Annotated in this window: 27 protein-coding genes; 13 read left to right on the forward strand and 14 right to left on the reverse strand. The window is 65.2% G+C overall.

What is annotated here, in order from left to right; all coding sequences use genetic code 11:
* Nucleotides 1–98 precede the first annotated feature (98 nt).
* Nucleotides 99–2,993, forward strand: coding sequence for an aminomethyl-transferring glycine dehydrogenase (gene gcvP, locus RPB_RS18865; protein WP_011442618.1), 2,895 nt, complete (start codon nt 99–101; stop codon nt 2,991–2,993).
* A 347-nt stretch (nt 2,994–3,340) separates the two neighbouring features.
* Here gcvP and recA read toward each other — a convergent pair whose 3' ends face one another.
* Complete coding sequence (gene recA, locus RPB_RS18870; protein WP_011442619.1) at nt 3,341–4,435, reverse strand: recombinase RecA; 1,095 nt, start codon at nt 4,433–4,435, stop codon at nt 3,341–3,343.
* A gap of 890 nt (nt 4,436–5,325) precedes the next feature.
* Here recA and RPB_RS18880 point away from each other — a divergent pair.
* Nucleotides 5,326–5,583, forward strand: a complete 258-nt coding sequence (locus RPB_RS18880; protein ID WP_011442621.1) for a hypothetical protein — start codon at nt 5,326–5,328, stop codon at nt 5,581–5,583.
* A gap of 75 nt (nt 5,584–5,658) precedes the next feature.
* On the opposite strand, the gene RPB_RS18885 is transcribed toward RPB_RS18880, so the two are convergent.
* Nucleotides 5,659–5,844: a hypothetical protein gene (locus RPB_RS18885; protein ID WP_011442622.1), complete on the reverse strand. Its 186-nt coding sequence runs from the start codon at nt 5,842–5,844 to the stop codon at nt 5,659–5,661.
* A 17-nt stretch (nt 5,845–5,861) separates the two neighbouring features.
* Between RPB_RS18885 and RPB_RS18890 the strand changes: the two genes are divergently transcribed.
* The 3 genes from RPB_RS18890 to RPB_RS24915 all read left to right on the forward strand — a co-directional run bounded on the left by RPB_RS18890 (nt 5,862) and on the right by RPB_RS24915 (nt 8,124).
* Nucleotides 5,862–6,422, forward strand: coding sequence for a response regulator (locus RPB_RS18890; protein ID WP_349644114.1), 561 nt, complete (start codon nt 5,862–5,864; stop codon nt 6,420–6,422).
* Nucleotides 6,423–7,351: 929 nt separating this feature from the next.
* Nucleotides 7,352–7,714: a hypothetical protein gene (locus tag RPB_RS18895; protein ID WP_011442625.1), complete on the forward strand. Its 363-nt coding sequence runs from the start codon at nt 7,352–7,354 to the stop codon at nt 7,712–7,714.
* Between the two features lie 233 nt (nt 7,715–7,947).
* Nucleotides 7,948–8,124 carry a hypothetical protein gene (locus RPB_RS24915; RefSeq protein ID WP_011442626.1) on the forward strand — a complete coding sequence of 59 codons (177 nt, stop codon included), beginning with the start codon at nt 7,948–7,950 and terminating at the stop codon, nt 8,122–8,124.
* A gap of 49 nt (nt 8,125–8,173) precedes the next feature.
* On the opposite strand, the gene RPB_RS18900 is transcribed toward RPB_RS24915, so the two are convergent.
* Both RPB_RS18900 and RPB_RS18905 read right to left on the reverse strand, forming a co-directional pair.
* Nucleotides 8,174–8,860 (reverse strand): Crp/Fnr family transcriptional regulator, encoded by a 687-nt coding sequence (locus RPB_RS18900; protein ID WP_011442627.1) that lies wholly within the window; start codon nt 8,858–8,860, stop codon nt 8,174–8,176.
* A 150-nt stretch (nt 8,861–9,010) separates the two neighbouring features.
* Nucleotides 9,011–9,292: a hypothetical protein gene (locus tag RPB_RS18905; protein WP_011442628.1), complete on the reverse strand. Its 282-nt coding sequence runs from the start codon at nt 9,290–9,292 to the stop codon at nt 9,011–9,013.
* A 331-nt stretch (nt 9,293–9,623) separates the two neighbouring features.
* On the opposite strand from RPB_RS18905, the gene RPB_RS18910 reads away from it, so the two are divergent.
* Complete coding sequence (locus tag RPB_RS18910; RefSeq protein ID WP_011442629.1) at nt 9,624–10,088, forward strand: PaaI family thioesterase; 465 nt, start codon at nt 9,624–9,626, stop codon at nt 10,086–10,088.
* Nucleotides 10,089–10,100: 12 nt separating this feature from the next.
* Here the strand turns inward: RPB_RS18910 and RPB_RS18915 are convergent, their stop codons facing one another.
* Nucleotides 10,101–10,397, reverse strand: a complete 297-nt coding sequence (locus tag RPB_RS18915) for an HdeA/HdeB family chaperone (RefSeq protein ID WP_011442630.1) — start codon at nt 10,395–10,397, stop codon at nt 10,101–10,103.
* Between the two features lie 194 nt (nt 10,398–10,591).
* Here RPB_RS18915 and RPB_RS18920 point away from each other — a divergent pair, with 194 nt between their 5' ends.
* On the forward strand, nt 10,592–10,831 hold the full coding sequence (locus tag RPB_RS18920; protein ID WP_011442631.1) for a PilZ domain-containing protein: 240 nt from the start codon (nt 10,592–10,594) through the stop codon (nt 10,829–10,831).
* An 80-nt stretch (nt 10,832–10,911) separates the two neighbouring features.
* On the opposite strand, the gene RPB_RS18925 is transcribed toward RPB_RS18920, so the two are convergent.
* Nucleotides 10,912–12,348: a caspase family protein gene (locus tag RPB_RS18925; protein ID WP_011442632.1), complete on the reverse strand. Its 1,437-nt coding sequence runs from the start codon at nt 12,346–12,348 to the stop codon at nt 10,912–10,914.
* 267 nt (nt 12,349–12,615) lie between these two features.
* Here RPB_RS18925 and RPB_RS18930 point away from each other — a divergent pair, with 267 nt between their 5' ends.
* Nucleotides 12,616–13,773 (forward strand): GNAT family N-acetyltransferase, encoded by a 1,158-nt coding sequence (locus tag RPB_RS18930; protein WP_011442633.1) that lies wholly within the window; start codon nt 12,616–12,618, stop codon nt 13,771–13,773.
* A gap of 62 nt (nt 13,774–13,835) precedes the next feature.
* On the opposite strand, the gene RPB_RS18935 is transcribed toward RPB_RS18930, so the two are convergent.
* Together RPB_RS18935 and RPB_RS18940 are read right to left on the reverse strand one after the other, a co-directional pair.
* On the reverse strand, nt 13,836–14,501 hold the full coding sequence (locus RPB_RS18935) for a DsbA family oxidoreductase (protein WP_011442634.1): 666 nt from the start codon (nt 14,499–14,501) through the stop codon (nt 13,836–13,838).
* A gap of 74 nt (nt 14,502–14,575) precedes the next feature.
* Nucleotides 14,576–15,397, reverse strand: coding sequence for a helix-turn-helix domain-containing protein (locus tag RPB_RS18940; protein ID WP_011442635.1), 822 nt, complete (start codon nt 15,395–15,397; stop codon nt 14,576–14,578).
* Nucleotides 15,398–15,508: 111 nt separating this feature from the next.
* Between RPB_RS18940 and RPB_RS18945 the strand changes: the two genes are divergently transcribed.
* Nucleotides 15,509–15,907 (forward strand): hypothetical protein, encoded by a 399-nt coding sequence (locus RPB_RS18945; protein WP_011442636.1) that lies wholly within the window; start codon nt 15,509–15,511, stop codon nt 15,905–15,907.
* A gap of 227 nt (nt 15,908–16,134) precedes the next feature.
* On the opposite strand, the gene RPB_RS18950 is transcribed toward RPB_RS18945, so the two are convergent.
* Complete coding sequence (locus RPB_RS18950) at nt 16,135–16,830, reverse strand: SET domain-containing protein (protein ID WP_041798355.1); 696 nt, start codon at nt 16,828–16,830, stop codon at nt 16,135–16,137.
* A 348-nt stretch (nt 16,831–17,178) separates the two neighbouring features.
* On the opposite strand from RPB_RS18950, the gene RPB_RS18955 reads away from it, so the two are divergent.
* Entirely contained in the window at nt 17,179–17,811 is a 633-nt protein-coding gene (locus RPB_RS18955) for an inner membrane-spanning protein YciB (protein ID WP_011442638.1), read from the forward strand.
* 210 nt (nt 17,812–18,021) lie between these two features.
* Nucleotides 18,022–18,318, forward strand: a complete 297-nt coding sequence (locus RPB_RS18960; protein WP_011442639.1) for a hypothetical protein — start codon at nt 18,022–18,024, stop codon at nt 18,316–18,318.
* A 153-nt stretch (nt 18,319–18,471) separates the two neighbouring features.
* Here RPB_RS18960 and RPB_RS18965 read toward each other — a convergent pair whose 3' ends face one another.
* The 4 genes from RPB_RS18965 to RPB_RS24925 all read right to left on the reverse strand — a co-directional run bounded on the left by RPB_RS18965 (nt 18,472) and on the right by RPB_RS24925 (nt 22,029).
* Nucleotides 18,472–20,139 carry a fumarate hydratase gene (locus RPB_RS18965; RefSeq protein ID WP_011442640.1) on the reverse strand — a complete coding sequence of 556 codons (1,668 nt, stop codon included), beginning with the start codon at nt 20,137–20,139 and terminating at the stop codon, nt 18,472–18,474.
* A gap of 138 nt (nt 20,140–20,277) precedes the next feature.
* Entirely contained in the window at nt 20,278–21,429 is a 1,152-nt protein-coding gene (locus RPB_RS18970; protein WP_157038866.1) for a hypothetical protein, read from the reverse strand.
* A 104-nt stretch (nt 21,430–21,533) separates the two neighbouring features.
* Nucleotides 21,534–21,773, reverse strand: a complete 240-nt coding sequence (locus tag RPB_RS24920; RefSeq protein WP_011442642.1) for a hypothetical protein — start codon at nt 21,771–21,773, stop codon at nt 21,534–21,536.
* A complete protein-coding gene (locus RPB_RS24925) occupies nt 21,748–22,029 on the reverse strand; it encodes a BrnT family toxin (protein WP_011442643.1) in 282 nt (93 codons plus the stop codon). Before RPB_RS24925 ends, RPB_RS24920 begins: the two co-directional genes overlap by 26 nt.
* A 185-nt stretch (nt 22,030–22,214) precedes the next feature.
* Here RPB_RS24925 and RPB_RS18985 point away from each other — a divergent pair, with 185 nt between their 5' ends.
* On the forward strand, nt 22,215–22,703 hold the full coding sequence (locus tag RPB_RS18985) for a hypothetical protein (RefSeq protein ID WP_011442644.1): 489 nt from the start codon (nt 22,215–22,217) through the stop codon (nt 22,701–22,703).
* Between the two features lie 173 nt (nt 22,704–22,876).
* A complete protein-coding gene (locus RPB_RS24930; protein WP_198135129.1) occupies nt 22,877–23,041 on the forward strand; it encodes a hypothetical protein in 165 nt (54 codons plus the stop codon).
* A gap of 65 nt (nt 23,042–23,106) precedes the next feature.
* On the opposite strand, the gene RPB_RS18990 is transcribed toward RPB_RS24930, so the two are convergent.
* Entirely contained in the window at nt 23,107–23,817 is a 711-nt protein-coding gene (locus RPB_RS18990; RefSeq protein ID WP_011442645.1) for a glutathione S-transferase family protein, read from the reverse strand.
* Nucleotides 23,818–23,966: the final 149 nt, after the last annotated feature.

Raw genomic sequence — 23,966 nt, forward strand, 5'->3', positions numbered from 1 at the left:
AGCCCGGCCATGACGGAAAAACGATAGATGTGAGTAGTTGAGCGACCTCTGAAGCGCGGCGCGCGTTTCAGTCAGTCTTGAAGGACCAGGAGCATCGCATGCCGAATCGCCGACCGATCGACGAAGCCCACGACTTCGTGCGACGCCATATCGGCCCGTCGCCCCAGGACATCGATGCGATGTTGGCAACGGTGGGCGCGGACAGCCTCGACCAGCTAATGGCCGAGACGCTGCCGGATTCGATCCGCATCAAACAGCCGCTGTCGCTCGGCACGCCGCTGTCGGAACCCGACGCGCTGACGCATATGACCGAGCTGGCGGCGAAGAACCAGGTGTTCACCTCGCTGATCGGCCAAGGCTACTCCGGCACGATCCTGCCGACCGTGATCCAGCGCAATATTCTGGAGAATCCCGCCTGGTACACCGCCTACACGCCGTATCAGCCGGAGATCAGCCAGGGCCGGCTGGAGGCGCTGTTCAACTTCCAGACCATGATCTGCGACCTCACCGGGCTCGACGTCGCCAACGCCTCGCTGCTCGATGACGCAACCGCGGCGGCCGAAGCGATGGCGCTGGCGGAGCGCGCCGTCGCGAAGAAAACCAAGGCGTTCTTCGTCGACCGCGACACCCATCCGCAGACGCTGGCGGTGCTGCGCACCCGCGCCGAGCCGCTCGGCTGGTCGATCATCGTCGGCGATCCGGACACCGAGCTCGAAGCCGCCGACGTATTCGGCGCGCTGCTGCAATATCCAGGCTCGTCGGGCGCCTTGCGCGACCCGCGCGCGGTAATCGCGACGCTACACAAGAAGGGCGCGCTGGCGGTGATCGCCGCCGATCTGCTGGCGCTGACGCTGATCGCCTCGCCGGGCGAACTCGGCGCCGACATCGCGATCGGCTCGGCGCAGCGCTTCGGCGTGCCGATGGGCTATGGCGGCCCGCATGCCGGCTACATGGCGGCGCGCGACAGCCTCAAGCGTTCGTTGCCCGGCCGCATCGTCGGCCTGTCGATCGACAGCCACGGCCAGCCGGCCTACCGGCTGGCGCTGCAGACCCGCGAACAGCACATCCGCCGCGAGAAGGCGACCTCCAACATCTGCACCGCGCAGGTGCTGCTCGCGGTGATCGCCGCGATGTATGCGGTGTATCACGGCCCCGATGGCCTCGCCGCGATCGCCCGCCGGGTGCACCGGCGCACCGCGACGCTGGCGGCCGGGCTGAAGCAGCTCGGCTTCGCGCCGATCAACGAGACCTACTTCGATACGCTGACGATCGAGGTCGGCAGCAAGCGCGACGCCATCGTGGCGCGCGCCGAGGCCGAAAAGATCAATCTGCGGATCGGCGCGTCGTCGCTCGGCATCGCGCTCGATGAGACCACCACGCCCGCAACCGTCGAGGCGCTGTGGCGCGCTTTCGGCGGGGAGCTGAACTACGCGGCAGTCGAGCGCGACGCGACCGACACGCTGCCCGCCTCGCTGACGCGGACCGGCGACTATCTCACCCAGCCGGCGTTCCAGGACTATCGCTCGGAGACCGAACTGCTGCGCTACATGCGCAAACTCAGCGACCGCGACCTGGCGCTCGACCGCGCGATGATCCCGCTCGGCTCCTGCACCATGAAGCTCAACGCCACCACCGAGATGATGCCGCTGACCTGGCCGGCCTTCGGCAGCCTGCATCCGTTCGTGCCGCGCGCGCAGGCGCAGGGCTATCACGAGATGTTCGCGCGGCTCGAGGCCTGGCTCGCCGAGATCACCGGCTACGACGCGGTGTCGCTGCAGCCGAATTCCGGCGCGCAGGGCGAATATGCCGGGCTGCTGGCGATCCGCGGCTATCATCTATCGCGCGGCGAGCCGCATCGCAGGATCTGCCTGATCCCCTCCTCCGCGCACGGCACCAACCCGGCGTCGGCGGCGATGACCGGGATGGACGTCGTGGTGGTCGCCTGCAACAGCCATGGCGACGTCGACGTCGACGATCTGCGCGCCAAGGCCGAGAAACATTCGGCCGAACTCGCCGCGGTGATGATCACCTATCCGTCGACCCACGGCGTGTTCGAGGAGCATATCCGCGACATCTGCGACATCGTCCACGCCCATGGCGGCCAGGTCTACCTCGACGGCGCCAATCTCAACGCGCAGGTCGGGCTGTCGAGGCCGGGCGACTACGGCGCCGACGTCAGCCACCTCAATCTGCACAAGACGTTCTGCATCCCGCATGGCGGCGGCGGCCCGGGCATGGGCCCGATCGGCGTCAAGGCGCATCTGGCGCCGTTCCTGCCCGGCCATCCGGCCGAGGGCGAGGCTTTGAACGGCGTGCTGCACGGCGGCGGCACGGTGTCGGCGGCGCCCTACGGCTCGGCGTCGATCCTGACGATCTCCTACATCTACATCCTGATGATGGGCGGCGCCGGCCTCAAGCGCGCCACCGAGATCGCGATCCTCAACGCCAACTACATCGCGGACCGGCTGCAGCCGCATTTCCCGGTGCTGTATCGCAATCTGCGCGGCCGCGTCGCGCATGAGTGCATCGTCGATCCGCGGCCGCTGAAGACCACCACCGGCGTCACCGTCGACGACATCGCCAAGCGGCTGATCGACTACGGCTTCCACGCGCCGACGATGAGCTTCCCGGTGCCAGGCACGCTGATGATCGAGCCGACGGAGTCGGAATCGAAGGCCGAGATCGATCGGTTCTGCGACGCCATGATCGCGATCCGGCAGGAGATCGCGCAGATCGAGGACGGCCGCTTCAAGGTGGAGGCCTCGCCGCTGCGGTTCGCGCCGCACACGGTGCACGACGTCACCTCGGCGGAATGGACCAGGCCCTATCCGCGCACCGAGGGCTGTTTCCCGGCGCCGCATTCGCGCACCGACAAATATTGGTGCCCGGTCGGCCGCGTCGACAACGTCTATGGCGACCGCAATCTGGTGTGCTCGTGCCCGCCGATCGAAGACTACGCACTGGCCGCCGACTACGCGCGGGCGGCGGAGTAAGCGCAGGCGGCGGAGCAAGCGCGGAGGTCGGGGGCGAGCCGGCAGACAGCCGCCCGCTGACCTTCAACGGGAGAGCGTCATCCTGAGGCGCAGGTCGTGATCGGCCATCGGCGGATCATGACCTGCCTCGAAGGATGGGCGACGCGCGACGCGAAGCAACAAACGCGTTGCTGTCATCCTTCGAGGCTCGCTACGCTCGCACCTCAGGATGACGGCTTCATCTGCTGATACTCAAAAAAGGTGCGGCGAGCGCTACGGGATCCCCGGCAACAGGGGTTCGCGGCGCCCGCCGGCTTGGACTCGTGGGTCGGGAAGCCGCCGTGGACGGCAACTTCCGCAGTGGCGTCTTACTCGTCGCCGGGCTCCTCGCCGTCGGCGTCGCTCTCGGGCGAACCCGCCAGAATCTGTTCGGCGATCAGGCCGGAGTTCTGGCGGATCGAGGCTTCGATCTTGGCGGTCATGTCCGGATTGGCGCGCAGGAACGCCTTGGAATTCTCGCGGCCCTGGCCGAGACGCTGGCTGTCATAGGAGAACCAGGCGCCGGACTTCTCGACGATGCCGGCCTTGACGCCGAGATCGAGAATCTCGCCCATCTTGGAAACGCCCTCGCCGTACATGATGTCGAATTCGACCTGCTTGAACGGCGGCGCCAGCTTGTTCTTCACCACCTTGACGCGGGTCTGGTTGCCGACGACTTCGTCGCGCTCCTTGATCTGGCCGATGCGGCGGATGTCGAGCCGGACCGAGGCGTAGAATTTCAGCGCGTTGCCGCCGGTGGTGGTTTCGGGCGAACCATACATCACGCCGATCTTCATCCGGATCTGGTTGATGAAGATCACCATGGTGTGGGACTTGTTGATCGAGGCGGTCAGCTTGCGCAGCGCCTGGCTCATCAGCCGCGCCTGCAGGCCGGGCAGCGCATCGCCCATGTCGCCCTCGAGTTCGGCGCGCGGCACGAGCGCCGCGACCGAATCGACGATCAGCACGTCGATCGCGCCGGAGCGCACCAGCGTGTCGGCGATTTCCAGCGCCTGCTCGCCATGATCCGGCTGCGAGATCAGAAGTTCATCGACATTGACGCCGAGCTTGCGGGCGTAGACCGGGTCGAGCGCGTGTTCGGCGTCGATGAAGGCGCAGATGCCGCCCTTCTTCTGGGCCTCGGCGGCGCAATGCAGCGCCAGCGTGGTCTTGCCCGAGGATTCCGGCCCGTAGATCTCGACCACCCGCCCCTTCGGCAGGCCGCCGACACCGAGCGCGATATCCAGCCCGAGCGACCCGGAGGAAATCGTCTCGATATCCATCGACCGGTCGTTCTTGCCGAGCTTCATCACCGAGCCCTTGCCGAACTGGCGCTCGATCTGAGACAGCGCAGCGGCCAGGGCCTTGGTCTTGTCCATGGAGGATCCTTCGACGATACGCAAAGCAGTGGGGGCAGCAGCCATATGAAGCTCCTTATGAACGGGATTCGCCGATGGGACAAACCGCGCCGGCCCAATGACCGGCCAAATCTATGTACACTTTTTGTTCTCCGTTCGCAATATGTTCCGCGCAGATTTTCGCGGACTGTTTGTTGGACAGCGCCTCATACCGGGACTGGCCCCTGTTGCGGCCGGCCCGTCGTCCTGGTCCGGCCTCCGGCCAACGTTCACTCTCTCACTCATCGCCGAACCAAACTCCCCGGGGCGTCGTTGCCGCTCGGACGGAGCAAACCCAGGAGAGAGCCATGTCCAAACTCACATCGATGACTTTCGCCGCCGTGCTGACGGCGGGGACCGGTCTGAGCGCTGCGAAGGCCGATCAACGCGGATCGCCGCACCGCTGAGGAGCCGCGCCCCTCGCCCATCGCCACATGATTAGCAACACGCCAGCCGCTGATCGCCAGGTACACGCAGCTACCACTGCGAGCCCGGCGCCGTTCGCTCCTTCCTGTGGATATCCACTGCATCTCCCCACGGATTGATTCACAACAATGTGGAATTGCACAGGTCGTGCATCATTGGTCAGATGTGGACACCTATCGGTTCCGATAGCTACGACGAAAGGCTGGATTTGGCAGTCATCGTCGACGGCCGGATCGAATGGATGGCCGGACCTTGTTGGCGGGTCGTCGGCGGGTGGGTGGATTGCGCGTCCTATGAATTCGTCGCACGGATGCCGACGCATTGGCGTCAGTCGAAGGCCGAGCCTGGCTCGGGGCGCCCGGCGCCCCCGATCGATCCCGACCGCGCCTTGACCGCTCCGAAGGGCGAGCCTTAGTGTGCGAGCCGTAGGGCCTATCGCCCGGATGTCAGCGTTCATCCTTTGTCAACAATGACCGCGCACTAATTGCGCTATGACGTTACAGCTCGCTCCCCCGAAGTCACCGGACAAGATCCGGGTGCTGTGCACCAAGTGCCGGGTGCCGTTTCGTGAGAAAATCAGAAACGTGCGCGAGGGCACGCAGGTGCAGTGCCCGAACTGCAACAGGCTGATCACGTTCTCGACCGACTCCGCCGATCTCGGGGTGCAGCGCGCGTTCACCGAGGTTCGGCGAATCAAGAACGGCCTGATGCTGTCGATTCATCGCAGCAGCGACGACGACGGCCTGTAAGCGACCGAGCGGCCGCGGCACGGGACGCTCGGGCAGCTGGTTCGGCGCAGCGGCTCTGCGTGCGCCAGCGCACGTTCACTGACGCAGGCTGGTGACGCCCCACATCAGCAGCAGCATCACCGGCACGCACGCCGCCGCCCACATCGCCCACAGCATCACGCCCTTCGCTGCGCTCTGGCGAAACGCCGCGATCAGTCGGTAGGTCACGATGATCCAGGGCAGGACAATTCCGATCAGAATGGCGTCGACGTACCAGCTCATCTGCGACGATCCCCACGTTGTTCACGATTGCTTTAGCGTGCCGGCAGAGGACGGCCATCCGCAATTGGAATCATTGCGGCTTTGCCCGACCGCCCGGCGCCATGCGGGAACTTCGGGCGCCGCTCCGACTTATCGATACCGCATCAACACTGATTTTCCTGAGGCAGGGGAATATCTTGGACAATTCCATCGTCGTCCTGGTCGTCGAAGACGACCCGATGATCCAAACCGTCGTGCAGGAAGCTCTCGAAGACGGCGGGTTCGACGTGGAGATCGCGTCCTCGGGCGAGGACGCCGTGAAACTGTTCGACGACATGCAGCGCTTCCGCGCGCTATTGACCGACGTCAATCTCGGCCGCGGCCGGATGGACGGCTGGGATGTCGGCCGCGCCGCGCGCGAGGCCGACCCCGCGTTTCCGGTGATCTACATGACCGGCGACAGCGCCGGCGAATGGGCGGCCCGCGGCGTGCCCGGCAGCCTGCTGATCACCAAGCCGTTCGCGCCGTCGCAGGTGGTGGCCGCCGTGGCGCAGCTCCTCAACAGCCCCACCCCCGGCGGTCCACCGACGACGGCCTGACCGTCGACGCGGACGCCTGACGCGCCGTCGAACGCGCGTCTTCCACCCACTTCATCCTGCCAGCAATTCCCCTACAACGTCCGTCGTTTTCCAGGATCAGGCGCGGTGACTTCGGATCGACAGCGATTCGCAGTCGGCTATAGTTGCGACACGCGCGTCGTCGCAGACATCACCGCCTGTTGCGAGGCCGGCTCGGTCCGCCCGAACACCAATGGGGAGAGCCTTGGACGATTTTGTTCGCGAGGAGAACTTGAAGCTGTATCGGCGGCTACTATTGGAGGCGCACGACGAGGAGCGTCGCCGCGTGTTGTTGCAACTGATCGCCGGCCTCACGCGACCGGAGCGGTCCGATCAACGCCCGACGTGATCGAGCGATCGACGATCCGGCCCGCGGCAACGACCCGCGCGGCGCAGCGGCGTTGTGTGTGGACTGTCGTCAACGGACGAGTCGGCTTTGCTGCCAAGTCGGTTGCTGCCAAGTCGGTATTTGATTTCACGCAATGCGTCGGAAGCGCTGATGAATAGCTTGCCTTCCGTCATTGCCGAGCTTTCTAGAGGTGGGGAGTTCCGACGCTGACGGAGAGCCCCGAACATGGCCTCGTTCGGGGCTCTTTGATTCTGGAGCCACCTGCGTGCAGTCGGGCTGCATGCCGTGCGGGCGCTGGCCATGCGGGCCGGCTTCCGCGCGATCTGACCGCCGCCGCCCTGTCGTCGATCGCGCGTCGCGCCTTGCCGGCGACGACAGCCGCGCGCCATCCCGGCCGCTTGCGCCATCGCAACGTTTTCCGATCGCCGCTGACGTAGATCAGTTGCGACCGCATTGAGGCCTCGCGCGCGAGGGCGTGATGCAGCAAGATCGGCGGGCGTGGACATGCTCGTCGCAGGCCTGTCGCCGAATGCACGGGCCGTCTGTCACAGGGAGTGAGGGAATGCGTCTCGGGACTTTGATCGTGATGATGACGGCGGCCATCGCGTTGGCCGGCTGTGACGTGGTGGGCCAGGGCACGCCCGGGCCGAAGGGCGAACAAGGCGCCCAGGGACCGGCGGGCCCTCCCGGACCTCCCGGCAAGGACGGCGCGTCCGCCAGCAGCATCCGCACCGCCAGCTCGGCGACCTGTTCGTCGAACGGTTGCCCGATGACCTGCGACAGCGGCGAGACGCTGGTGTCCGCGCTGTGCATCGGCAATGCGTCCGCCAGGTTCAGCGACACCATCGTCGTGGAAAACGGCGTGATGACCGCGCGCTGCGGACCCAGCTCGACCAGCATCGTGCTGACCTGCGCGCGCCAATAGCGTCGCCCTTCGCCCCCGAGAGCTGCCCGCGCGCGGGCAGCTTTTGACGGCCACATCCACGGGTTGCTCGGCAAACCGGGCTCCCGGCTACCGGGCGTGCGCGCACGTTGACCGTGCCGAGAGCCCTCACCGGCAACTTAAGGTATAATATTACTACTATTGATTTAGATCAAACGATTGGGGGCGGGACCGGCAATTGTCGTGAAAACTCGCGGAAGCTCCGGCCCCACCCGATGGCGCATCTCATCTACAAATGTCCACGGACGGCCATGAAGGTGCAGACCTGGATCGCCGAGGAAGTGGCCCATCCGGATCCGACGACGACCTTCGAACCGGTGCGCTGCCCGGCCTGCACCCACGTGCATTTCATCAATCGCTCGTCGGGCCGGCTGCTCGGCGACAGGGGCTGAGCGGGGTCGCACCGCCCACCGGTCGCTTCGGCGATCGCCATCCGGCCGTTCAGTCGAAAGGCCGCGCATCGCCTTCGGGCAGCCGCGCCTTGTCCGGCGACACAGCGCTGCGTAGCGACGGATACACTTCGATGTGGCCGTTGTAGTCGATGAAGCCGAGCTTGCGGAACTTGTTCATGAAGTGACTGACGCGCGATCGCGTCGTGCCGATCATCTCCGCCAGAGTCTCCTGGCTGACATCGACAGGCAGCGATTTGGCGGTGTCGCCCGGGTGGAAATCAGCGAGCAGAAGTAACAGTCGTGCCAGGCGCTTCTCGCTGGAATTGAACAACTGATCGATCAAATCCTCCTCGACGCGGCAATTGCGCCTGAGCAGGTGAGTCATGAAGAACTCGCACATGCCGGGCTCGCGCTGCAGCGTCGCGATCAGCACCGTGTTGGTCAGCGTGGTGACGATGCAGTCCTCGAGCGCCACCGCGGTGGACAGGCGCCGCCGGCCGATCAGCGCGCTCTCGCCCAAGAACTGCCCCGATTCAAGGATCGCGACGACGCCCTCTTTGCCCTGCTCCGACATCACCACCAGCTTGACGCGACCATGCTGAAGAAACAGCACGCTGTCGGCCTTGTCGCCTTGCGCGAAAATGCTCTGGTTCTTGCGGAATTGCTGTATGGACCGGCCCGGTCCAGCGCTGCCGAGAAACGCGGTGGGATCGAACGCCGCTTCGTTGGAATTCACGTCTCATCCTGCAATCGCGGAGCAAGCCCTCCGCCATCGATCGCTGGAAGAGCCGCGCGGCGAAACACTCGCCGCGTCGGTCCATCAACATCAATTTCCAGAAAAAATCTGTGCCGTTTTGAACACGCACTACGCGCGTCCAGACCGAAATTAGTTCGCGGCCTGTCCGGTCTTCTTCGACTTCGTCGTCGCGGTCTTCGGTTTCGCCGTTGCAGGTTCGTTGCTACGCACGTCACCCCACGGATCGCTCGGTGCCTTGGCATCGGGGATCTTGCGCAGCGACTCGCGATAGGCCTTGTCCCTGATCGCATCCTGCGCCTTCTCTTCCGGCGACTTGTGCTGGACCTCGGGCATCAGATTGACGTTCGGCATCTGCGCATAGGCAGGCCCGGCCAGCAGCACGCTCAGTGCGACGCCGCGCAACAACTTCATCGGAGACTCCCTTCGCGCGCTCGACGGTTTCGGCGGCGTTACAGACGATCGGACCGACAGGACTTCGGCGACTGCATCCAATCCTCCCAGATCGGGCCGCATTTGGTACAGCCATCGAGGAGAATCGCCGCAGCAACCAGACCGAGGATCAAAGCCGAACGCTTCGCCATACGCCACCCCACCACAACTGCGGGGACCATAAGGGAACGACCGTGGCGTTTTCAAGCCGCCGCGAATCGGGTCGGATGCCTTGTAAATTCAACGACATCCGGGCATTCAACCCGGCGCGGCAACGCACAGAAACCAAAAAAACAGATCGATGGGAGACGAGATGACGGAGAGCGGCCAGGTGGCGGAATTCGGCCTCGCGGATGCGCGGCGCACGCTGGGAGAGGTTTTCGCCCCATGGGTGCAGGACCTCGGCCTGTCAGTGGAAGCGATCGAGACGGCAGCGCCGTCCGGCGCCGGCCACGACTGGCAGCCCGGCGCGACGTTGCGAATGGCGTTTTCCGACCGGCTGTGCCGCAGCGGCGGCATCGTCTGCGGCCAAGCGCTGATGGCGCTGGCCGACACCGCGATGGTGATCGCGATCCTGGCCGCCAATCGCGGATTCCGGCCGATGACCACGGTCGATCAGACCACGCATTTCCTCAAGGCGGTCACCTCGTCCGACGTGCTGGCGGACGCGCGGGTGGTGCGGCTCGGCCGCACCATGAGCTTCGGCCGCGTGACCTTGCTCAGCGCCGCCGACGGCAAGCCGGTGGCGATGGTGTCGAGCGCGTTCGCGATGCTGTGACCGGCGTGGCGATCACTTGCCGAGGATCTTCTCGGCCGCGGTGACGATGCTCACACTGGGGTTGGCGCCGCAATAGACGCCGAACTTCTTGGCGTTCGACACGAATACCTCGGTGTCGATGAGGGCGTCGTCGGAATCGCCCTTGTACCAGCCGTCCAGCCAGGTCAGCACCATCTTGATCGTGTCCGGGTCGGACTCGACGAACTGCTTGCACGACATCGTCGCCAGATCCAGCGTCTCCGACCTGGCGCCGACCGGTGCCGCCAGCAGACCGACAGCCGCCACGAGCACACCCGCAAATTTCAACATCTCATCCCTCCCCTGACGGCATTTCCGCCCGTCGACTTCGCTCCAACTTCCTCTGAATCGCAATCCGCCGGGTCCGTCGCTCGTGGTAAAATTATTCTGAATCAGAACGCCCCGGAATTCGTCGGTATTTTCAGAACTTTGCAAACTGTCTGCCGCAACACTCGCCGCAGCAATCGATCAATCGGACGACCACCATGACAGAGCGACGGGGCGCGCCGCGCCATCGAGTTTTCAAGCGCGGCACGATCGCCATCGGCGGCGCAGGCTTCGACTGCACCGTGCGCAATCTGTCGGCGACGGGCGCACGGATCGACGTCGAAGGCCCCGTCGCCCTGCCGGAGGAATTCGTGCTGGTGATCGAGACCGACAAGGTGAGCCACCGCTGCCGCCCGGTGTGGGGCGCCGCCCAGCGGATCGGCGTCGCCTTTCAGTAGAACGGCTTCCCGCACCCGCCCCTCCGATCGCCGCCTGCGCCCCGCTGGGCACGCACGCGCCCTCGATGCGCCACGGACGGTCAGTAGCGGCTGCCGCCGACGCGGCCGCCGTCGCCGCCTCGGCTCGGGCCGCCGCCATAGCCGCCGCCCCGGATGCCACCGCCGATCGAAATGCTCGGGCCGCGCGGCGGGTCGTAATAGACCGGCGGGCGGCGCACCACGACGACGTCGTCATCCTCATAGTAGACTCGGCCGCGCGGCGGCTGGGCGGTCCGTTTCGGCGGCTCCGCGCGCTCGACGCGCTTGGGCTTGTCGACCTTCTTCTGGATCGCGGGCGGCGTGCTGCACGGACAGGTCGCCGCGGACGCAGGCGCCACCGGGGTCAGGCTGGCTTGCGTCGCAGCCGGGATCGCCACCGCGGGCACCGGCTTGTTGCGCTGGCGTTCTTCCAGTTTCTTCGCGGTCGGGGTCAGGTCGCTGTCGGGATACTGGTCGAGGAAGGACCGGTAGGCCGGCCCGCTGTTGGCGAGCACCGCCCGGTTCCAGGCCTGCATCTGGCGAAAGCGGTCGAGCCAGCGCTTCGCCTCGGGACCGAGCGGCGGCTCGGCATACAGCGACACGAACGCCTCATAGGCGTCGCCGGAGCCGTCTGAGACGATCAACTCGTTGGCCTGCTCGATCGGCTTGCCCTTGAGGAAGGCCTTCCATTCCTCGACGCTGCGCTTCTTCTCCGGCTTGAGGCCGTCCTCGGCACTGCCGAAGAAGCGGAAATCATCCAACAGCGAAGAGCTCTCCCACGGCGTCTGCCGGCCGGAGGTGGCCTGATTGACCGCCAGCCGCACCCGCTTGAACGTATCCTCGATCTGCAGCCCGCTCTCGCGGCCCGCCTTGAGCAGCGCCGCGGTATAGGGGCTGTTGGCGCCGCCGCCGTCTTCGGCCTCGGTGCCCGGCGCAGTCGAGAACGACAGGAAGGTGCCCGGCGCGCCGGTCTTGGCGTCGACCAGCGCCAGCCCCTGCCCGGTGGTCTTCCGGATCTCGGGGAACGGATTGTTGCGGCAGGCATCGAGCATGATGATGCGGCTGCGGGTCGGCACCGAGGTCAGGGTGTTGAGCACGTCGTTGAGCCGCACCGCCTGCAGCGGAATATCAGCCTCGCGCTTGGGATCGACGTCGATGGGGATGAGATAGTTCTCGCCGTCGACCTGGATGCCGTGGCCCGCGTAGAACATCAGCGCGACGGTGTCCGGCCCCTTGGCTGCGACTTTGGCGGCGAAATCGCCGACCATCTGGCGCAACTCGGTCTGGGTCAGATCGTTCGCGGCCGTGACCTCGAAGCCGGCATCGCCGAGCAGCTTCTCGATCGCCTTGGCGTCATTGACCGGATTGGGCAGCGCCGGCACGGCGCGGTAGGCCGACTGGCCGACCACCAGGGCGACGCGGCTTTCCGCCAGCGCAGCCTCCGCCCCCAGCATCATCGTTGCAGCTACCGCCGCGTTCCACAGCATCGCACGCAACATCGACCTCTCCTGTTCCAAAGCAATTTCCCGCAGTTGGTCGGCCGCCGCAGCGACCGGGTTCACCGCAAGCCCGTGGCAATTGGACGCCGCGCCCCGGACCTCGTCCGGGTTCCGCGCGCAGCAATCTGCGCGGGGCAAGCTGCAGTTAACATTACCCGGTGAAATCCGCGGTGAACTCACTCATTTCCCATCTGTCTCCTTTATTTTTCCATCGACGCCGGACGTCGCGATCGACCGCGACGGCTGCGCTATGGGCAGGATGCTGACGTGGCCGACATCGCGACTTCAACGCCGATCACACGCGCCCCGCGAGGCGGGGCGGCGACACGCGCGGTTTTGCCGGCGATGGCTGCGATCGACGCCGGCGGCTGGCGCGATCTCGCCGACCGGGCGCTCGAACCGAATGCCTATTACCTGCCGGAATGGGCCATGGCCGCGAACGGCGACGCCCGTGCCCGCGCCGTGACCCACGCGCTGACGGCCGATGATGCGAGCGGGGCGCTGATCGGCCTGTTGCCGGTGCTGTCGGCCTGGCAAGCGTTTCGGTTGCCGCTGCCGGTGCTGGTCTCCGCCGATCCGTTCCGCTCGCTCGACACGCCCGTGCTCGACCGCGGCGCTGCCGACCGCGCCGCCGCCGCAATGCTGGCTCAGGCCCGCGCGACCGGAGCCCACGCCTTGCTGCTGCGCGACGTCGCGCGCGACGGCGAAGCCATGCAGACATTGTCGCGCGCCGCGGCTGCCGACGGCCTTTCGCCGGTGCTGCTGCGCGGTTGGTCGCGCGCCTGCCTCGACGCCACGCGCGACGGCGACGAATTGCTGCGCGACGCGCTCGGCGGCAAGCGTCTCAAGGAATATCGCCGGCTGACGCGCCGGCTCGGCGACCACGGCGAGGCGCGCTTCAGCATGGCGCGAACGCCGGATGCGGTGGCCGAGGCCTATGATCTGTTTCTCGCGCTGGAAGCCAGCGGCTGGAAGGGCCGCCGCGGCACCGCGCTGATGCACCAGCCGGAGCTGGCCGGGCGGCTGCGGCAAGCCGCGATCGCGCTGGCCGCGCGCGGCGCCTGCGAGATCGCGCTTTTGCACGCGGGCGCAGAGCCGATCGCCGCCGGCATCGTGCTGCGGCAAGGCGACCGCGCCTTCTTCTTCAAGCTCGGCATCGCCGAAGGCTTCGCCCGGCATTCGCCGGGCGTGCTGCTGACACTGGAACTGACGCGGCATCTTTGCGCCGATCCGGCGATCGCGATGGTCGATTCCACCGCTGCGCCCGATCATCCGATGATCGACCCGATCTGGCGCGGGCGGCTGGCGATGGGCGACGTGCTGATCCCGCTGCGATCGCGCGATCCGCTGTTCGGACCGATCACGCTCGCCCTGCGCGCCCGCGAAGCGCTGCGCCAGACGGCGAAGCGCATGCTCAAGCGATAGATTGCCAGTCGACGCGTTTTCTTCACGCGAACCGGGATCCACTTCGCTCGAAAACGCTATGGTTACTCCGCCGCCTCGGCGTTGATCTCCGCCGAGATGTGGCGGATCGCCTTGGCGAGCTGCGCCGGATCCTGCGCGCCCGACACCGCATAGGTCTGCGCGAACACGAAGGTCGGTACGCCGGAGATGCCCTTCTCGGCCGCCTCCTCCGCCTGCCCCGAAATCAGCGCGACGTCTTCGTCGCCGGCGAGCCTGGTGCGCACGTCGCCGGCATCGAGGCCGATATCGGCCGCGGCCTGCACCAGCACGTCGATGTCCGTGAGATCGCCGCCGTCGCAGAAGTACAATTCCATCAGCCGCTGCTTCATCGCCGGCCCCTGACCGATCGCCTCGGCCCAATGGATCAGCCGGTGACAGTCAATCGTGTTCGGCTGCCGCTGCACGCGGTCCGGGTGATAGGCGAGCCCCTCCTGCGCGGCGGCGTCGACGACGCGGGCAGCGATCTCCTTGTAGCGCTCGGGCGAGCCGAATTTCTTGGTGAGATACTCGTCGCGCGCAATACCCTCGCGCGGCACCCACGGGTTGAGAAAGAACGGCCGGTAGTTGAGTTCGACCGGCACATCGGGTACCAGCGCCAGCGCCTGCTCGATGCGGCGCTTACCGATGTAGCACCACGGGCAAACGACATCGGAGACGACATCGATCTTCAACGGCTTGATCGCGCTCATCGGCGCCTCCTTGTTCTTCGTTACCCGCCCGACAGTCCCATACAGATGGGACCGCGACAACCGCCCGCAAGGCGCTACAGCCCGGCCGCCATGCTGCGCAGCCGTGCCGACGTGGCTTCGTCGGCCGCGAAGAAGGTCTCGATCGCGATTTCCGAGAGCGTGACGTCGACCGGCGTGCCGAACACCATCGTGGTCGAGATGAAACTCAGCACCTCGCCGCCGAGCCTAAGCCTGAACGGCACCGCCACCGCATCGGGCGCGATCGGCGCGGCGCGGGCCGGCACCGGATAGGTCTTCAGTTCCTGATACAGCGCGATCAGCTTCGGATCGGCGGTCGCCTCGCATTGCCGATGCAGCCGCTCCAGCAGATGCGCGCACCATTCGCCGAGATTGGCGGTGCGCGCCGCCAGCCCCTCCGGATGAAACGACAGCCGCAGCACGTTGAGCGGCGGCGCCAGCAGATCCGGCGCGATGCCGTCCAGCAGCGGCATCACCATGCGATTGGCCGACACCAGGTTCCAGTGCCGGTCGACCGCAAGCGCAGGATTCGGCTCGTGCGCGGTCAGCACCTGATCGACCGCGGCACGCGCCGCATGCAGCGCCGGATCGTCGAGCGTCCGTTGCGGGAACGCCGGCGCGAAGCCCGCCGCCACCAGCAGCACGTTCCGTTCGCGTAGCGGCACGTCGAGCCGCTCCGCCAGCCGCATCACCATGTCGCGCGACGGCGCGGCGCGGCCGGTCTCGACGAACGACAGATGCCGCGCGGAAATCTCCGCATCGAGCGCGAGATCGAGCTGGCTCAGATGACGGCGCTGGCGCCATTGCCGCAAGTAATCACCGATGCGGACCGGCTGCGCGCCGGCGGCCGCTTTGGCTGACGAGACGGTTGTGTTCATGGCGAAAATCTATCACGCGTCCGTCGCAGCTTCCATGACCTGCGGGGTAATCGAATTCGGCAGCGGAGGCGGTCAGGGTGGCGCATCGCAACCGAACCGAAGGAGACCACCATGATCCGACCGTCCGTGCTGCTCCGCCGCGCGCTGCAAGCCGATGCGCTGGTCAGCGGCGCGATGGCGCTGCTGTGCGCATTCGGCGCCGGCGCGCTGTCACCGCTGCTGGCGCTGCCGCAGCCGCTGTTGCTCGAGACCGGGCTGTTCCTGATCGCCTATGCGGCCTTCGTCGGCTGGCTCGCTACCCGCGCCGCGCTGATCCGGCCACTGGTGCTGCTGGTGATCGTCGGCAACGCGCTGTGGACGCTCGGCAGCATCGCGCTGCTGATCAGCGGCGCGGTGACACCCAACGCGCTCGGCATCGCCTTCGTGGTGATGCAGGCGATCGCCGTCGGCGTGTTCGCCGAGCTGCAGTTCATCGGGCTGCGGCGGAGCGAGCGGGCGGTGACGGCCTGAGGCCGTCATTGCGAGCGCAGCGAAGCAATCCACGCGCCGAGCGCGGAGCTGGATTGCTTTGTCGCTTCGCTCCTCGCAATGACGTCGAGGAGCTTCTGAACGATCGAGATCCCACACCACGTCATGGCCGGGCTCGTCCCGGCCATCCACGTTCTTCCCCGCCGCAACTGCCGTCGTTGGTGGATGCTCGGGACAAGCCCGGCATGACGACCTTGGTGGGAACCGAACTAGGCGGCTTTCGATTTGGACTTCGACATCTTGGACGTCGACGTCTTCGAAGCCTTGGGCTTGGACGCCGCGGACTTGGACGCATCGGACTTGGACGCCGCGGACTTGGAAGTCTTGGCCTTCGCAGATTTGCCCTTCGGCGTCTTCGCCTTGACGGCCTTCTCGGGCTTCGCCTTTCCGCCGGCCTTCGCCTTGCCAGCGTCCCTGTCGGCCTGCTTCTGCGCCTTGCGCGCGGCCTTCTCTTTCAGCTTCGCCTTCTCGGCGCGGGCTTCGGCGGCCTTCTTCTTGCGCTTCTTTTCGCAGGATTCGCATTTGCAGCCGATCGGCTTCAGATATTCTTTGAAGTAATCGGTGCCGTAGTCGTAGTTGATCTCGTCGCCGGGCTCGATGTTCTTGATCGCGCGGATGATGATCTTGCGCTTGCGCACGTTCACATCCGACTCCGCGTTCGGATTGCAGGCGTGGTTGATGTAGCGCGCGATGTTCTTGCGCACCGAGCCGTCGACGGTCCAGCGCTTGCTGATCTGGAACAGATATTTGTTCTCGACCGCGTCGTCCTTCTTCTTGTTGCAGTCGAGCATCGGCCCGAAATAACGGATGATCTTGGTGCCCTTCTTGATCGGCTGGGTGGCGAACAGGCCGAGCCCGGTTTTGGAGCGGCCGATGCGGTAGGGCTTGTTCGACAAAGCGGGCATGATCTTCCAGGCGGTGAACGGATCGCGAGGCTGTCTTCTAGAGCGATTCCACGGCAATTGGCAGGGGTTTCGTGGCCCCCCGACGAACCTTCCCCAGCCTGGCGAAATCTGCGGTTCAGCCTGGCATCGTCGGCCGCGCGCGACGGCCTCGAATGTGCCGCACGGGGCACAGGCCGCCGGATCTCACGCGGGCGTGAGCCGCGACGGCCGGCTTCGCGCCGGTGCGAGGTTTACTTCGTGCAGTGTACCCCGCACACTTGGCGGCGACGCTGGCGACGCCGCCGACGCACCCGCACGCGGCGTCATCACCTGAGCGCCTGCACCGCGAACCCGCCGAGAGGGACCACCATGAAGGCCGTGTTCGCCAAGCTCGGCAGCGACTTCTTCTCCACGATCATCTTCGTGGTGCTGTATTTCTCGACCGGCAATGTGGCGCTGGCGACGATCGTGGCGGTGGTGGGCGCGGTCGGCCAGTTCGTTTACGCACGGATCAAGGGCCTGCGGCTCGACGTGATGGCCTATGCCAGCGTCGCGCTGGTGGTCGTGCTCGGCGGCGCGACGCTGCTCACCAACGATCCGCGTTTCGTGCTGATCAAACCCAGCGTCGGCCATATCGCCGTCGGCGCGATCATGTTGCGGCGAGACTGGATGCTGCGCTACGTGCCGCCGATCGTGGCGACGACGATCCCGGAATACGTCCGGGCCGCCGGCTATCTGTGGGCGGCGCTGATGATCGGCCTCGGCGTCGGCATCGTGGCGGCTGCGCTGACCGGCAGCGTGACGACCTGGACGGTGGTCGTGATGGTGATCGCCCCGGCCGCGAAAGTCGCCGCCATGGCGCTTCAATATCTGGTGTTCCGGCTGGTGATCCGCAGTCGGCACCGAATCGCCGCGCCATCCGCGGCGCGGGCCGAGGCGGCGGTCGCCAATCACACGATGGTCGACTTCTCCCGCCGCCCCGGCGACTGCCCCTCGCCCTGATACTCACGACGATACGGCGCGCGCCGCGGGGCCGCACGACTGGTATTCTCGTGCACAATCGGTAGAGCCGAACACCGTCGCGGTCGGCCGGGCGATCGTCGCGGCCCCTCGCCGCAGCCGCGATCCGCGATCGGGCTTGTTCGCCCGCCCTGCGGCAGTTTAAGACGGGCCGCCCGGCATCTTTTGAAGCCGGCCCCAAGGGAGAGACAGATGGCAGTCGACGGAAACTGGAAGATCACCATGAGCACGCCGATGGGCGAGCGGCAGGCCGACCTGACGCTGAAGGCCGACGGAACCACGCTCACCGGCACGCAATCCGCCGACGGCGATGCGGGCGAGATCTTCGACGGCACGGTGAACGGCGACGACGTCGCCTGGAAGCTGTCGATCACCAACCCGATGCCGCTGACGCTGGCCTACACCGGCAAGGTGAGCGGCGACAGCATCTCCGGTGAAATGGGCATCGGCCCGATGGGCTCGTTCCCCTTCACCGGCACGCGGGCGTAACAGATTGCCCCAGGGAGTCATTCCGGGGCGCGCGTGAAACGCGCGAACCCGGAATCTCGAAGTTGTTGAGCACCTGACTGCAACAACCTCTGGATTCCGGGTTCGCCGCTGCGCGGCGCCCCGGAATGACGGTGCGAGGTTGTTGGCGCCGCCTCAGCCCAGATTGAGTTCCTTGAAGAAGTCGTTGCCCTTGTCGTCGACGATGATGAAGGCCGGGAAGTCGACGACGTCGATCTTCCAGATCGCCTCCATGCCGAGCTCGGGATATTCCAGCACCTCGACCTTCTTGATGCAGTGCTCGGCGAGGTTCGCCGCGGCGCCGCCGATCGAGCCGAGATAGAAGCCGCCGTATTTCTTGCAGGCCTCGCGCACCGCGGGCGCGCGGTTGCCCTTGGCGACCATCACCATCGAGCCGCCGGCGGCCTGGAACTGATCGACGAACGAGTCCATCCGCCCCGCCGTGGTCGGGCCGAACGCGCCGGAGGCGTAGCCGTCGGGCGTCTTGGCGGGGCCGGCGTAGTACACCGGATGGTTCTTGAAATAGTCCGGCAACGGCTCGCCCTTGTCGAGGCGTTCGCGCAATTTCGCATGGGCGGCGTCGCGCGCCACGATCATGGTGCCGGTCAGCGACAGCCGGGTCTTGATCGGGTGTTCGCTCAGCGTGGCGAGAATGTCCTGCATCGGCTGGTTCAGATCGATCTGCACCACCTCGCCGCCGAGCGCCTGCTCGACCTCCGGCAGATATTGCGCCGGATGGTGCTCGAGCTCCTCGAGATAGACGCCGTCCTTGGTGATCTTGCCGAGCACCTGGCGATCCGCCGAGCACGACACGCCGAGCCCGATCGGCAACGACGCGCCGTGGCGCGGCAGCCGGATGACTCGGACGTCGTGGCAGAAATACTTGCCGCCGAACTGCGCGCCGACGCCGAGGCTCTGCGTCATCTTCAGGATTTCCTGCTCCATCTCGAGATCGCGGAAGGCGTTGCCGAATTCGGAGCCTTGCGTCGGCAGCGCGTCGAGATAGCGCGCGGATGCGAGCTTCACCGTCTTCATGGTCGACTCGACCGAGGTGCCGCCGATCACGATCGCCAGATGATAGGGCGGGCACGCCGCGGTGCCGAGCGTCATGATCTTCTCTTTCAGGAACGCCAGCAGCCGGTCGCGGGTCAGCACCGACGGCGTCGCCTGGAACAGGAAGCTCTTGTTGGCCGAGCCGCCGCCCTTGGCCATGAACATGAACTTGTAGGCGGCTGCTGAGTCCCCTTGGCCTTCCGCGTAGATCTCGCACTGCGCCGGCATGTTGTTGGCGGTGTTCTTCTCTTCGTACATCGTCAGCGGCGCCACCTGCGAGTAGCGCAGATTGCGGCGCAGATAGGCATCGCGCGCGCCCTCGGAGAGCGCCGCCTCGTCGCTGCCGTCGGTGATGACGTTGCAGCCCTTCTTGCCCATGATGATCGCGGTGCCGGTGTCCTGGCACATCGGCAGCACGCCGCCGGCGGCGATGTTGGCGTTCTTCAGGAAGTCCAGCGCCACGAACTTGTCGTTCGGGCTGGCCTCCGGATCGTCGAGGATCTTGCGCAGCTGGGCGAGATGGCCCGGCCGCAGATAATGGTTGATGTCGCCGAACGCCGCCTCCGACAGCGCCCGCAGCGCCTCGCGCTCGACCACCAGCATGTCCCGGCCCAGCACCGTCTCGACACGCACCCCCTCCGACGTGATCTTGCGATACGGCGTCTCGTCCTTGCCGAGCGGAAACAGCGGCGTGTGGGTGTAGGGCGGAACCGGCGTGGCGGCGGACGGGATCGGCGTGGGTGCGTTCATGGGCGGGGCCTCAGGATGGATTTGCGGCCCTGTCTAGTCGGTTTCGGAGAGGTTTTGAAGGGTTCAAAACGGGACCGAATTCGGAGATCCTGAAACTAGAAGCGCCCATGCCCGCCGTTGTTGGATTCATAGCACCTTCTAAACCTCATTGTCCGCTCTCAGGAGGCGCTCCAGTTCCACATCCGTCGTGAACACATTTTTGGTCGACCACCCCGCCTTTCTGATACGATCACGCATCGCTCCGTCGCAACCGAACAGATTGACATACGGAAAATAGAACAAATGGCTTAGGTCGGCCGCATCACTGCGCTTTAGCTGAAGCGCCCCACCGAAATCGGCACTTCTGTCATTTGCAAATCGATCCATTTTTTCCAAGACAAACAAAGAGAATACGTCAACGAACACCTTCGTGCCGGGCATTCGGCACAACCGTTCCGAGGAAACTTCTACGCCCGCAAATTGCTTAGCTACCAGAGATCGAAATTCCGCTGAATTGAGATGTCCGACGAGATTTCGTCGTATCTGAGCATACTCCAAACCAATCCCACTACATTGGACCTTCACCAACTTGACGGCGAGCTCCCTCAAAAGTTTGGCTAGCCTATCATTGTACGCCCAAAAGAACTTAGAAAACTCCAAAATTGAAGATAGCTCTGGATTTTGAGATAGATGCGCAAGCGCAATCGGATTCGCGAGGGTCTCTTTGAAGCGATCGAGAAAGAGCTTATCTGAGATACTGCCTTCTAGAAATCGATAAAGCTCGTTCAACAACGGCACAGCCTGCGGCATTTCCCTTTGCAATTGAGCCGACGTTTCATCTTGACGAATCCGCAGCAACTGGATGGCTTCAGGAGTCAGCCGACCGCGCTTTATCAACTTGGAGAGTATCGACCTCCGAAAATTCTCATCCGGCACCCGCTCCAGCAAAACAGCCTTTAGCCCTTGGCGGACTTTCGCTGTCCATGTAGTACGATCGAATACGAACCCTGGAAACAGCATATCTTGCTGGCTACAGACGATATCTTCAAGGTGACAGCATCCGTACCGAAGTTCATTTTCTGAAACATTTCCCCAACCAACCACACTCGTGTTACAAGGTTGGACTATTAGAGAGAGGCGCTTCACCGCCGAATGATTTTCGGCCGCCCCTTTCGGTAAACTCTCAACAACGTGGCTTGCGGAGAATACAAAGCGATATCTCTTATCTCCAAGAAGGTCCGGTATTCGGTTTAAACCATCCGCAGCCCTGGAAATGTGATGCGTATCCAAATAGATACTTGTCGCAACCACCGACACTACTCCTCGCGATCATTCCCGCACTGCGGGATACACTAGGTCAGCTCGCCGTGCGAGAGCAGTCCTGACATTGTCTTGTTTATACAAACCCGTTTTCTTCACCCCTTCCGCTGCTTCTCCGCATACGCATCCACCAGCGCCCGGATCATGCGCTGATAGGGCACCTTCTGCTTCGCGGCGGCGCGCTTGAAGAAATCGACCGAGCGCTGCGACAGGCTGAGGGTGACCTTGACGTTGTTCTCGCGCAGCACGAGTTGATCGGGCGACGGCAGGAAATCCTCGACGATCCGCACGCGGCCGATCTCGCCCTTGCTATACTTGACCGTTGGTTTCCTCATAGATCGCCTTTCCTTTGCGCCAATAGCCGGCGCCGAAGATCCTGATCCTGCCGCTGCGCATCGTGAACCGCACCGTGACGATGCCGCCCTCCACTTTGCCGAAACAGAAATAGCGCCGCTCGTCCCGGCTGTGATCGAGATCCTCGGCGATCACGCGGTGCGGATCGAGAAATGCCCGCTGGGCCAGTTCGAATCCGACGCCATGTTTCGTCTGGTTGAGCCGATTCTTGGCGTCGTCCCATTCGAAGTCCGACATCAGCGCCACCCGGCTGGACTCGATATGGTTACCTTACCATATTTTCTTATGGCCAACAACGAGCCGGCTTGCTGCATCCAAAGCGGTACCGCGGCCCGTCCTGTTGGGCGCCGCAGCCCCCGATTTTGCATTCCGCGCCGCCTTCGCTATGAAGCCTGGTCGGATTGGTCTTGGAGCATTGCCTGATGATCGTCGTTTCAGCCGCCTCGTCTCGCCCGCGCCGCGGCGCGCTCGCCACCCTCGCGCTGGCCGCGTTCGTGCTCGCCGCCTCCCCGGCCCGCGCCGATCGGTGCGACGATCTGGCGGCGGCGTTGAAATCGCAGATCGACGGCGTGGCGGTCGGCAAGACGGTCGCCAACGTGATCTATCTGTCGCATCCGGCGGCGAAGTCGCTGCGGCTGGGGTGCCCGAGCCGGACCGTCAAGAACGAGGTGTTCGGGATCGCGCCGTCGCGAAAGCCGTCGGCGGCGTTTCAGGAGGTCGTCGCCAGCGCCGCGGCGATCGTGTTCACGATCCCGAAGGCGGACACGCTGCGCGGCGTCAAGCGCTGCTTCGGCCGGGTCGGCCTGCTGCGCGGCAACGACATCAAGACGCGCTTCCGCCGCCTCGACATGCGCTGCATCCGCGGCAAGGCCGAGGCGTCGATTTCAGTGTCGCGCAGCAACGCGGAATAGGCCGACCCGACGCGAACTCATCGTGGCATTTGAGGCAAATGCGATCGGGCGATTGCGCGCAAAGTTCACCCGCGTGGGGGATGATCGTGCGATCCGACGACGGGCGCGAGTTTCCGGATTGAAGCCGCACCATGTGATCGTCGGACACACTCGCAAACCTACGAGGATCCATGATGAGTAGCATTTCGAGCGTGTCATCGACGCCCGTCTCGAAGCCGACCGTCGAGGCGAGCCCCCCGCCGCCCCCGCCCAAGGACAAGGACGACTCGACGACGACGCAACCCGTCAAGGCGGCGCTGCCGCCCGGGCAGGGAACGCGGGTCGATCAGCTCGCCTGAGCGGCGATCCGCCTCGGCGAAACGCCCCGCCCTCGCGCGGGGCTTTTTGCGTTTCGGGGGCCCAACTACTTGTCCAGCGCCTTGTAGTGCCGGAAGATGCCGTCCTCGTTGAACGGGATGCGGCGGGAGCTGTCGAGATAGGCCTTGATGTTCGGCCGCGCGGCAACGCGATCATGCAGGGCGATCAAGCCCGGAACATCGCGCTCGGCTTTCTTCATGTAGTTCGGGAACACGTAGCGCATCCCCTCGACCACCTGAAACAGCGACAGATCGGCGTAGCCGAGTTTGCGGCCGGTAACGAACGGCCCGCCGCCGCCCGCGATCAACCGCTCGAAATAGCCGAGATATTTCGGCGCGCGCTGCTTGCGGAATTCGGCGCTGCGCTGCTTCGCCGCACCGCGCTGATCCTCGTAATACAGCGAGGTGCCGATCGGGTGGTGGGTGTCGTGCACCTCCTGGACGAAGTCGGCGATGGTGAGTTGGAGCTGATGCACCCAAAGCCGCCCGGCTTCGGTCTTCGGCGCGAGACCATGGCGCGCGCCGAGATACAGCAGGATGTTGGCGGTCTGGCCGATCGTCAGCGATCCGGCCTTGAGGAACGGCGGCGCGAAGGACGGCGTGCCGGTCTTGGCCTGCATCAGCTTCATCATCGCCGACAGCCCTGCCTTGCTGCGGCGGGCGACGTCGACATAGTCGGCGCCGGCCTCCTCCAGCGCCAGCCGCACGAACTCGCCGCGGCCCTGGATGGTCGGCCAGTAGTACAGTTCGTAGCGCATCGGCGGTCCTCTCTCCGGTTCGGCGGCGTCGAGGATAGTCCAATGCGCGAGCCGTGGCACGGTTCAGCCCCGGGCGGCCGACCGCAGCCCGCCCAAACGAAAAGCGCCGCGGAAACCTCCGCGGCGCTTCGATCGCTCGCTTGCGCGAG

This window comes from Rhodopseudomonas palustris HaA2 (assembly GCF_000013365.1).
Taxonomy (GTDB): Bacteria; Pseudomonadota; Alphaproteobacteria; order Rhizobiales; family Xanthobacteraceae; genus Rhodopseudomonas; species Rhodopseudomonas palustris_J.